Below are 9,852 nucleotides of genomic sequence, written 5' to 3' on the forward strand. Positions count from 1 at the left end.
TACGCGAAGCAAGCGTGGAAATGCCCCGCGTAAGTGAGCTGAAAAAAGCGTACTAATCTGTAACGCTAAATTTTGACGACGTTCTTACGTATACAATGGTTTCGCTTTGGTTTGCGTTTTCAACAGAATGGTGTGCGGCAGTTGATGATTCAATGTAACCTCCTGCGTTTAATTCAATCTGTCTGGGGGGATTGTTTTGGGTATAATTGATACTTCCCTTGATAACCACTGCCTTAAATTCATCACCATTAGATTTTATTGAACCTTTAAATCCTTTTGGAAGCTTGACAAGGGTGCCGTATACACTACTTGTCTCGCCCCACAAATAGGCAACAGAAACACCGTTGGCCGCTATATTTACAAGGTCGCTTTTTTGCAGCCACACCATATTGTCTGCGTGAACGTTGATTGGCCTTTCGCCGTTGTCAAAATGTTCTTTTGATGGCTTTACAAGGTATGGGCCTTCATCAATTTCCAGGTAAATCAGGTTGGTTTTGTCGTTTGCCGCAGTGGTGTGATCTTCACCTGCAGGTTGAGTCCAAAACGAACCTGTTGGCATCCACATCTTTGCTGCGTTTGGATCGTCATTGTGCATTTCACCTTCAATCACAATACTTCTATAGGTTATGTTGTGAATGTGCGGTGGCGATTCAAAGCCTTTGTTAAATCGCACTAACATCCCCGTTGCCGTGTCTTTTGTTCTGTCTCCCCACAAGTCTGCTGCCCCGGGGCTTTTGTCGCCACGGGCTGGGTTCAAGTAACCCCATTCGACATCTTTAGCTGCAATAACTTTGTCTTGTGCTTGTGCGCCGGGTACAAGAAGAAAACAGGTGCTCAATAATAGCGATGCTATTGTAAGTTTGTTTCGTTTCGTTGGTTTCATTCAAACCTCCTAATTGTTGGTCGTAGGTTTTATTTAACAGACAGGCACAGTCTATTATTTCGAATAAGTCTCATAAACGACCAAAATCAATAAAGACTTTCCTGAAAATGTGGATAATAGAGGTGATCAATTTTGCTTTGTCTTTTTCGCCTTGAAATCAAAAGAGTGAAATAAACGTTGAGGGAAGTATGAAAACCGAAGACCTGTCTGTGTTCGTAAAGGTGGCTGAAGTGGGCTCGATAACCACTGCTGCGATAAAACTTGATATTAGCTCATCTGCTGCAAGTATGGCGGTTAAACGTTTAGAAGAGCAGCTTGGCGTAGCGCTATTTGTGCGAAGTACACGCAAAATTCGATTGTCACCTGAAGGAGAGCAGTATTTGCCTATGGCAAAGCAGGCACTCGACACCTTACAGCAGGGCCTTGCACTAGTGACAGAGCAGAAGCAGAGCATTCATGGTGAGCTTCGCATGGCGATGTCTTCGGAAATGGGTCGCAACTTAATGCGTGAACTGCTAAATAAAGTGCAACGCGAAAATCCAGAACTTTCATTGCGATTACATGTGAGCGACAGTCGGGTGGACTTCTACCGCGATGGTGTAGATGTAGCACTTAGAGCCATGACAAAAGAAGCGGTTAAAGAATCGCAGATGTATGGTTTTAAAGTGTGCAATATTCCGCATGTGATTTGCGCGTCTCCCGATTATTTAGAAAGAAACGGTGAGCCTACAACTTTGACTGATTTAGCGCAGCACAACGCACTTCTTTATAAGCTCTACGACCAAACCCACAATACGTGGGAACTTATCAACGAGGGCGAGAGAGTTAAAGTGAAAGTGAACAGTAATCGCGCTGTGAATGACGGTGATATTGTTCGGCGCTGGTGCGTAGATGGAGAGGGGATCGCTAAAAAGTCATGTATAGACGTTGCGGGGGATTTACTGAGCGGAAAGCTGCAGCGTATTTTGACTGGTTACCACGTACCGCTAACTGAAATGTGGCTCATGCTGCCTAGCCGGCATCTTATTACGCCAGCGGTAAGATTAATTAGAGATGAACTAAAACAGGTTATTGAAAGTAAGCGTCAACGTCTTATCAATACATATATTTTGACGGAGCGAGAGTGGCCTGTCTCCAATGAAATTTGAGCTCGTTTTTAGATACTCATTTGTTTCGATGCTAAGTGACTAAAAAATAAACTAAAAACAGAATCTTATAATTGAAAAAAAGACTGGAATATCCTTTAATAGTGCTCGCAAGGGATTGCGACATTTCAATAGTACACTCAACTATGCAGGACGGCATGGTGAAGTCTCGTCATGTGCAATCCTTTGTTTTCATAAAAAAGCTTCAGTTCTAAATATTTTAGCTAAAGCGAAAAACAGAGAAAACACATGAATGCAAAACTATTAGTTCCATCTTTATTAGCAGTTTCACTTCTTACTGCGTGTGGTAGTACACCACCCTCGCCAGAAGAGCAGGCAATGGCGAACCAAATGAAGCAAGCGTTTCTTGCGAAAATTCAAGGCATGTCCTTACCTGTTGCTGCCCAACAGCAACAGCAAGCTGCACCCCAGCCGGAAATCGTTATCAGTGCGACTGAACTTACAGCACAAAAACAGAAAATTGACGAAACCGGCGGAGCAGCGATTTTTTATCGTAAGAAAGATGGCATCATGATAGATAGGAAGATGTTTCATGACTTCGAAGGACAAGTTGCCAACTTCGGAGGTAATAGGTTTACTGGTGAGTTTACCTATGCGGTAGAAAATTTCGATGGCTCATTTACACTCAAATATCACAAAGCAAAATCAACTGAAGCACCTATAAAAATTGCAACGGTGTGGAAGCGTGGTGACCGGTATGAAGTAAAAACAGTTACCGGAAAAACTGCAACAGGTAGCAGTGTAATTCCTACTTCAGACGGTTTTATTATTGGCCGTCCGGGGTCTGCTTTTCGCTATTTTATAGACAATGATAACGTAAAAAATATAACACTCTTAGATAACTATCACATCGCTAAACATCAGAAGGGCGATGCTGCATCTACAGGTTTTATTTTGTTAGAGAAAGATCCTCGAGACAAAGGCGACAGTGTGGGCGGATTGCTAGACTCCTTTAAAGAAATAGGTAATACGTTTGGACTTAACAAGTTTGATGACTATGTTTTAGTTAGCCTAGACGGGAAGACCATCGTTCCAATGGATGTTGGATTAGGAGGTAAGGATGTTGCAGAATACTCAAACTGCGAACGTCAAAATGCTGTGATGAACAAGTGCGAAAACGTGGATTTTAAAGAGTCGCTGTACACAAAACTTGGCTTACCTAATTACAGTCACTATTTCTGGTCAATCAATTGGGTACAAACGCAGTCAGGTCCACTGGCTATATACAGAACATCGACGAAAATTAAAATTGTCGATATCAACAATAATCAGGTTCACACTGCATTTTCGCGCACCTTAGGTGTAAACGAGTTTGATATCATTGAAAACGCTGACGGAACTACTGGTATAGAAGCAAGACTCGGATTTTCTAAAGAGAAAATTAACGATATAGAGTCATTTATCAAGAATAATACGTCTGACATCGAGCCGATTCAGACTTTACAAAACTCTTAATTTACACAAAAATTAAACATTCAAAAGTCGTAGTAAGGAAGCGGTAATAAGTCCCGCTTCCTTTTACGTTAAATTCTAGACCTTAAAAGCGATAGGCGGCGGTAAGCCTAAAACGTTGAGGCGCGCCAGGTTCAACCCACACATCTGCGAAAGAGTTAGTATAAAACTCTTCATCAAACAGGTTATCTACTGCAACTTTAACTGACAAGTTTTCTACAGGCTCTATTTCAGCAAACGCACGAACCGTGGTGTAGCTTGGTAAGTAGAAGTCGGTAGCGGTTTGACCTAAACGCTCATCAACATACAACAGTCCTGAACCGATACGTACTGGCATATCAGCAAATATAAGTCCCTTGCTCAACTGAATGCTCAATTGGTTTTCTGGAACGTTAATTAAAGGATCGCCAGATTCAATGGCTGCAACAAAGTTAGCATCCGCCGCATCGTTTGTACTTTCAGCATCTACGAAGGTGTACGACACCCAAAGCGAAATATCATTTTCAAATTCAGCGTTAATGTCTAACTCAACACCACGGCTACGCGCTTCGCCAGCGGGGGTTAAGAAGAAGCCGTCAGACGCCTCAGGGCTATCATCATAAACAAGGATGTTACTTTGCTCGATATTAAACACGGCGAAGGTGATATCACCCCGTATATTATTAAACATCGATGTAAGATCGGCTTTAACGCCAATTTCCGCAGATTTAGATTCGTTAGGTTCAAACGGATTTCCGGCGAAATCCGACCCCGTCAGCTGACGGAAACCTTCACCGTAAGTTGCGTACACACTTGTGGTGTCATCAAACAGATAAACAGCACCCACTTGTGGAGAAAAGCGTGTGTCGTCTTGTGATGTGGTACTTACAGGTGACGCCAGGCGATTATCAATTTCCTGCTCGAACTTATCGAAGCGACCACCCAGCCTAACTTGGAAATTATCAGTGATGTTGATTTGGTCTTGGAAATAGATACCCCACGCTTCCTGAACTTCAAAACGGTCCAAGTTATCAGACAATTCCACATCTGGAAGTGGTGAGTAATCCGGATTAAAAATATCGACCACTAAGTACTGTTCTAAGTCCAAGTCGTTAATGTCAGTATCGCTTGAAAAGAATGGCGGGCGATAGCGCAGAATAATCTGGTCATTTTCAAACTTATCGTAGTCAGCACCAATAATCACGCGATGTGAAAGCGACCCAGTATCGAATTGTCCCGCTATTTCGCCGCGTAAAACGAAGTAATCGGTTTGGAAATTACGGTAGCGCTTAAAACGAGACAACAAAGCTTGATTAGGATCGATAAACAACGTTTGGCGGCCACCAAAGTTGTTTTCTAATGCATTACCCTCGAAAGTGGTATCGCGCAAGCCAGCACCCAAAAGCAGGTTCCATTCGTCAGCAAGTTTATGAGAAATCTCAATTTGATGACCAACCACTTCCGTATCGATGGTGTCGCCATTAGGATCGCCAGTAAAGGTTTCAATTGGCTGATGGCCCAACTTACCATCGATGGCCACTACGCCACGGTCGAAAGGAATTTTTTGCTCGGTGTATTCGAGTTCGTACGTAACCGTGGTGTCTGCTGATGCTTCCCACGTAACCGATGGATAAAAGCCAAAACGCTCAGTTTCTACTGTATCGCGGAAACTTTCAGCATCTTCATAAAAGCCTACTAAGCGTACACCTACATTTTCAGTACCGCCTGCAACCGATTGTACATCAGCCTCAATGCGCTTCTGCGACCAGCTTCCGTAAGTTGCTTTAATTTCACCACCTTGACGAAACTGGGGGCGCTTTGTAACAAGGTTTACCGCTCCACCTGGTTCACCGCGACCAAACAGCGCAGCTTTAGGGCCTTTTAATACTTCAACATGATCAATGCCAGAGAGATCACGAGGTCCGCCAAATCCGCGTCCTGCGTTAAAACCGTTTACCAAAAAACCGCTAGGTAAGTTTTCGTCACCTGAAAAACCACGAATAGCAAAGCTGTTCCAAAGGCCACCAAAGTTATTTTGCCTAGCTACCGAAGCGGACAAGTCTAAAGCGTCGTTAAGGTTTATAGCGCCTGCATCATTGATGAGGCCAAGGTCGATATCCTGCGCTGCTGCCGGCACTTCTTTATACTCAAACGCTCCTTGATACGCACGGTGCATGGCATGCACCGTAATTTTCTCTACATCCGCTTCCGATTGAATATCAGTGTTTTGCGCATTTGCAGGCGCATTCAAAAGCGTTGCGATAGAAAGGGCGAGGGTAGACTTTACCCAACTAGTCTTCATTAGTGTTTTCCTGTGTCTTTCTTATTTTTGGTGAAAATTGAGGTAGCTGTTTAAAACTGGCCGATGAAAACTCCGGGGCTTCAAACAAGTGATGATAGTAGAATTTGCGCAACGACGCATGAAATTCACGAACATTATTTTCGTAGTTAACCATGGCTTTAACATCGGTATCAGCCCCACTCGTTAATAAGCGTTGCGTTACAAAGACGGGGATAGCAGAGCAACATAGCTTGCAATTTTATCTTTGCGTAAGGTGGCGGCTTGATAAGCCTCTGAAAGTTCCTTTGCCGTTTGGTCGCCAACTTGTTGAAATGCGTAATACCACTTCCAATTAAATGAACTATCTCGCTGTGGATCAAAGTCGGTTTTATCCGCCCACTGTGAGTGAGTTTCAATAAACGCTTCCCATGTTTGTTCAACAGGTTTGTCCCATGCACTGTTAACGGCTTCTCGCTGCGTGACCCGCTGCCAGTTCTGACACTAGCGCATTAAATTCGTCGATGGCTGCTGGATCTAGCCCAGATGTAGGTTCGTCTAAGAACAGTACAGGCGCATTGCGCAGTAGCGCCAAGGCAATTGCGGTCTTCTGACGCATGCCTTTTGAATAATTAGATAGCGCCTTATTCCACGAATCTTCTTGAAGTGCGACCTTGCGAAGTGCGGCAAACATATCGTCGTCAGACTTATCGACTCCAGCTACTGACAAGAAATAGCGAATGTTTTCTAAACCAGAAAGATGGCCATATAAGGTGACAGATTCGGGTAAGTAGGCAACAGACTTTTGAACCTGGTTTGGTTGGGTAGAGGCATTGTGCCCTAATACAGTAGCGCTACCGCTACTTGCCTTCATAAGGCCTAAAAAAGTTTTAAGGGTGGTGGATTTACCTGCGCCATTTCCACCTAAAAGTGCAAATACTTCGCCTTTTCCTACATTAAAATTGAGATTGTCTAGAAGCGTGCGATCGTCAACACACACGGTAAGCGCATCCGCGCATATCACTGAATTTGTTTGCATTGTTTGGAGAAGCTATACATTAGAATCGTGCTGCAATGTTATAATATAACCATATAGATGGGAATAGCTTTTATTTAGGTAGTGTGTGTTTTGTTTTAATTAGAAACAATTTACAAATTTCGGAAGCTGAAACGAAAAAGGCTTGCCGAGTGGCAAGCCTTTGGAATTGGTGGAGCTGGCGGGATTTGAACTTGATGATTAATTAATTGAATTTAAATTAGATATTAATTTACGGACTATTGTTAGGGTTCCATATAGGGTACTTAAACCATGCGCTACTTGCTCACGCGCGCGCGTAGTTGTCTGAAAATACCCTTTTTATAGTGGGAACTTTTACCCCTTATCTGCTCAAAATCTAACACCCAAAATCTCTACTTAATGCTGCTCTATCTATTTCTCCGTATTGTTTTAGTTGCCATTCTGAAATGTCATCACAACTACAGCCTTTATCAGCACTTCCAATTTCACCAGAAGAATTTTTAGAATAAAGACTTTTCCCATTAGATTCACATGACCATTCGTCACCACAACCACAAAGTAAGCATACAGTACTGAAAATTAATAAATGAAATCGTATCGCTTTCATGATTTATCCTTGAATTGAGGTAAAGAGTTATTCATCTAATATTAATAAGTGTACGGCGGTTTCAATAGTCACAATGACATCGTCAAAAGGAATTGTAAATCTATCCTCTTCCTGATGCTTTAAGGCCAATAGGTTACTCAGAAGAACTTCAGCTTGTTCCATATACTTAATATTGGTTCGTAATGGCGAATTTTGTTCCTTCACCAGCTTAGCCTCTTTAATTTAATGGTAATCAAATTTTATGGTAATTGAAATGAAGTTACTACTGTCCTGTTGTCCAGAAGTGGGGCTTATTTTTTCTTCAATGCGGTTGTTGTGAAAATACCAAATGACCATACTTCTAACTGTTTGGTAGTAACATGGACAAGGCTTTATGTGGATTTTATATCATACGTCTGATTCAGTTTTATCTTTTGATTCAGCTAAAAGGGAAATTATCTCAACTCGCAATGATAACCCTGAGTGTGAAGAAGAAAAAGATTGGTATGGTCTTGATTGTTGGCATTCCGTTCGATACTTTCTAGATAGGTTGAATAATAATCTGGGTAAATTCGGACATAAAATTGTATTGGATATTGAACCGATGACGGATGAGCAATCACGGTGTTACGAGAATGACGATAGAGCTAAGTTAAGTTCCGATATTGCTCATGGAAGGGAATTTCTAAAAAGTATCGCTTGGGTCAGGGAAAGAAGCGCCCCTGGTAGCAGTTTTTACCACCCTGTAATTACAAGTAACGACTTCATTGTTAGCATCGAGAAACTTAATGACGAAGAGTTAAAAATACTAAAAAATCAGTTATAGCGATTGTCTTCATTATGAATTTTGAATAAGCCATTTAGCCCTCGTAGTCCATTTCGCTGTAGCATTCTGAACAATCGTTTTGGAGTCCAAGGGTTTCCTCTGCTGGTGCGGTAGTGACGGTTGATAAAATCGCAGGTCGTTTTATATGATGGTGCGAAATACCTGCCAACAAAAAGTGTTGGTATAGCGGCAATAACTTTCTGGTTATGCTGGTGCTGTTCTTCTCTTGTCATTGTGTTCTATCCTGCTGGTACCATAGTTTTTAGTTTGCGCCGGTTTGTAACCTTTACCTCTTGCCTTTGCTAGATAAGACAACCTGTAAATTGCTCCCTGTATTGAACTAAAATCATTACGCTTAATTGGATGATAACAATTTTTTGGTACATACAAGTGTCTTTGAAATTGCTCCCATATTGATTTCGCTTTATTAATGATTAACTCGCTGTGTCTGACCTTGTGGCCGTCCAAAATCAGTGCGTAGTGATAATGCTGTTTTTTTGCTTTTTCAATTTCACGGCACCACACGAAGCCTATACGCTTAAGTTCATAACGACTTTTCAGCCATTTGAAAAGTCGTCGGTTGAAAGTTGTAATGTCTTTATTGTCGAGTGTGAATTCCCAAACCTTTAAATCAAACCTTATTACGATCAACTTACTGTGATAGCTGAGCATCGACTCGACTTGCCCAACTACTTGCTTAAGTGCGTGAGTTTCAATACCTCTTTTTTTAGGTTTCTGACATATGCGATATGTTGAGCTACCGACTGTGAAAAAGTCATTATTTGTTGCGTGTCTCATATTGGATTTATACCAGTAAAAGCACTGCTTAAAGCTAATAGATAATATGAATTACCTAGCTAAATGTTAGCGTTTGCGTACCTGACACCAATCCAATAGAAACAAGCTGAAATGTTTAGGCTTAAATTTCTAGGGGTCAAAAACCTATGAATGTAGACCAATAATGACAGGCGCTATATATCAAAGGATTTGGAGTTTGCGGCCACTAACTAAACAGTTTCGTTTTTTTGGTGTATACTTTACACCGTTAGCTGGTGGCCTAGCCGCTAAACTTGAACCACCAGCATACCAATGGAAGTTTGCTTTGGTTAACCCTTAGCAGACTTTCTACTCAGAATTGTTTTGAAGTACTCTTCGTCAGCTTTTGCTTTTTCTTCCCGAGCTTTTTCAACCCTCCTGAGAGCTAATTTAGCAACTGAAAAAGAACGGTCTTTGTATTCCTTTTTTGAAATTATCCTCGCGTTTTTATCAAGCTCCCAATCTTGAGAAAAGTGGCGCTCATCCAGCCAATAGAAATTTTGCTTTCTACCAGCATGAACACCTATCTCAGTATGAATTAGCCAAAAATTAAACTTGTCACCTTTCAGTTGCTGAAGGTAGGCTCGAAAACCTCCTCCAATTTGTGAACATAAATAGTCTCGTGGATACTTTCTCCCATCTGCCAATATTTGAAGAAGTCTGTAAGCTGAACTATCGAGCGGCGGTAGGTCTCTTTGAGAGGATGTAAATATAACATTTTCCATAATTTCCCCCTCAGGCCTGATTTTTGCATGTTCCGGCCCATTCCGATCACCCATTTCGGTTCAATCCGATCAGTGATTTCGGTCTAATCCGATCGCTTATTTCGGCGTTATCCGATCAAAAAT

11 protein-coding genes and 1 pseudogene are annotated in these 9,852 nt (G+C 41.9%); 3 read left to right on the top strand and 9 right to left on the bottom strand.

Annotated elements, in window-relative coordinates:
• Positions 1–52: 52 nt before the first annotated feature.
• Complete coding sequence (locus MHN09_RS16290; RefSeq protein ID WP_049586677.1) at positions 53–883, bottom strand: DUF4437 domain-containing protein; 831 nt, start codon at positions 881–883, stop codon at positions 53–55.
• Positions 884–1,071: 188 nt separating this feature from the next.
• Here MHN09_RS16290 and MHN09_RS16295 point away from each other — a divergent pair, with 188 nt between their 5' ends.
• Together MHN09_RS16295 and MHN09_RS16300 are read left to right on the top strand one after the other, a co-directional pair.
• The gene (locus tag MHN09_RS16295; RefSeq protein ID WP_187447254.1) at positions 1,072–2,031 is read left to right on the top strand and encodes a LysR family transcriptional regulator; all 960 of its coding nucleotides are present in this window, start codon (positions 1,072–1,074) and stop codon (positions 2,029–2,031) included.
• Between the two features lie 246 nt (positions 2,032–2,277).
• Positions 2,278–3,504 carry a hypothetical protein gene (locus MHN09_RS16300; RefSeq protein ID WP_239241435.1) on the top strand — a complete coding sequence of 409 codons (1,227 nt, stop codon included), beginning with the start codon at positions 2,278–2,280 and terminating at the stop codon, positions 3,502–3,504.
• An 82-nt stretch (positions 3,505–3,586) separates the two neighbouring features.
• On the opposite strand, the gene MHN09_RS16305 is transcribed toward MHN09_RS16300, so the two are convergent.
• The 6 genes and pseudogenes from MHN09_RS16305 to MHN09_RS16330 all read right to left on the bottom strand — a co-directional run bounded on the left by MHN09_RS16305 (position 3,587) and on the right by MHN09_RS16330 (position 7,587).
• Positions 3,587–5,782, bottom strand: coding sequence for a TonB-dependent siderophore receptor (locus MHN09_RS16305; protein ID WP_239241437.1), 2,196 nt, complete (start codon positions 5,780–5,782; stop codon positions 3,587–3,589).
• On the bottom strand, positions 5,772–5,936 hold the full coding sequence (locus tag MHN09_RS16310) for a DUF3526 domain-containing protein (protein WP_231514277.1): 165 nt from the start codon (positions 5,934–5,936) through the stop codon (positions 5,772–5,774). The genes MHN09_RS16305 and MHN09_RS16310 overlap by 11 nt, the downstream gene beginning before the upstream one ends.
• A 44-nt stretch (positions 5,937–5,980) precedes the next feature.
• Positions 5,981–6,184 (bottom strand): annotated as a pseudogene (locus MHN09_RS16315) (DUF3526 domain-containing protein); the annotation flags it as partial.
• A 37-nt stretch (positions 6,185–6,221) separates the two neighbouring features.
• Entirely contained in the window at positions 6,222–6,797 is a 576-nt protein-coding gene (locus tag MHN09_RS16320; protein ID WP_239241439.1) for an ABC transporter ATP-binding protein, read from the bottom strand.
• A gap of 355 nt (positions 6,798–7,152) precedes the next feature.
• Positions 7,153–7,383 carry a hypothetical protein gene (locus MHN09_RS16325; RefSeq protein ID WP_239241441.1) on the bottom strand — a complete coding sequence of 77 codons (231 nt, stop codon included), beginning with the start codon at positions 7,381–7,383 and terminating at the stop codon, positions 7,153–7,155.
• Positions 7,384–7,410: 27 nt separating this feature from the next.
• Positions 7,411–7,587 carry a hypothetical protein gene (locus tag MHN09_RS16330; RefSeq protein ID WP_239241443.1) on the bottom strand — a complete coding sequence of 59 codons (177 nt, stop codon included), beginning with the start codon at positions 7,585–7,587 and terminating at the stop codon, positions 7,411–7,413.
• A gap of 169 nt (positions 7,588–7,756) precedes the next feature.
• Between MHN09_RS16330 and MHN09_RS16335 the strand changes: the two genes are divergently transcribed.
• Entirely contained in the window at positions 7,757–8,188 is a 432-nt protein-coding gene (locus MHN09_RS16335) for a hypothetical protein (protein ID WP_239241445.1), read from the top strand.
• Between the two features lie 204 nt (positions 8,189–8,392).
• On the opposite strand, the gene MHN09_RS16340 is transcribed toward MHN09_RS16335, so the two are convergent.
• Both MHN09_RS16340 and MHN09_RS16345 read right to left on the bottom strand, forming a co-directional pair.
• On the bottom strand, positions 8,393–8,986 hold the full coding sequence (locus MHN09_RS16340) for an inovirus-type Gp2 protein (protein WP_239241447.1): 594 nt from the start codon (positions 8,984–8,986) through the stop codon (positions 8,393–8,395).
• A 308-nt stretch (positions 8,987–9,294) separates the two neighbouring features.
• Complete coding sequence (locus MHN09_RS16345; RefSeq protein ID WP_239241449.1) at positions 9,295–9,729, bottom strand: hypothetical protein; 435 nt, start codon at positions 9,727–9,729, stop codon at positions 9,295–9,297.
• Positions 9,730–9,852 lie beyond the last annotated feature (123 nt).

It is taken from the genome of Alteromonas sp. MmMcT2-5 (assembly GCF_022348315.1).
Lineage (GTDB): Bacteria > Pseudomonadota > Gammaproteobacteria > Enterobacterales > Alteromonadaceae > Alteromonas > Alteromonas macleodii.

What these genes read in the sequence shown, in the direction of transcription:
- MHN09_RS16290 (WP_049586677.1), bottom strand. Translation starts at nt 883, where the DNA reads ATGAAACCAACGAAACGAAACAAACTTACAATAGCATCGCTATTATTG.
- MHN09_RS16295 (WP_187447254.1), top strand. Translation starts at nt 1,072, where the DNA reads ATGAAAACCGAAGACCTGTCTGTGTTCGTAAAGGTGGCTGAAGTGGGC.
- MHN09_RS16300 (WP_239241435.1), top strand. Translation starts at nt 2,278, where the DNA reads ATGAATGCAAAACTATTAGTTCCATCTTTATTAGCAGTTTCACTTCTT.
- MHN09_RS16305 (WP_239241437.1), bottom strand. Translation starts at nt 5,782, where the DNA reads ATGAAGACTAGTTGGGTAAAGTCTACCCTCGCCCTTTCTATCGCAACG.
- MHN09_RS16310 (WP_231514277.1), bottom strand. Translation starts at nt 5,936, where the DNA reads ATGGTTAACTACGAAAATAATGTTCGTGAATTTCATGCGTCGTTGCGC.
- MHN09_RS16320 (WP_239241439.1), bottom strand. Translation starts at nt 6,797, where the DNA reads ATGCAAACAAATTCAGTGATATGCGCGGATGCGCTTACCGTGTGTGTT.
- MHN09_RS16325 (WP_239241441.1), bottom strand. Translation starts at nt 7,383, where the DNA reads ATGAAAGCGATACGATTTCATTTATTAATTTTCAGTACTGTATGCTTA.
- MHN09_RS16335 (WP_239241445.1), top strand. Translation starts at nt 7,757, where the DNA reads ATGTGGATTTTATATCATACGTCTGATTCAGTTTTATCTTTTGATTCA.
- MHN09_RS16340 (WP_239241447.1), bottom strand. Translation starts at nt 8,986, where the DNA reads ATGAGACACGCAACAAATAATGACTTTTTCACAGTCGGTAGCTCAACA.
- MHN09_RS16345 (WP_239241449.1), bottom strand. Translation starts at nt 9,729, where the DNA reads ATGGAAAATGTTATATTTACATCCTCTCAAAGAGACCTACCGCCGCTC.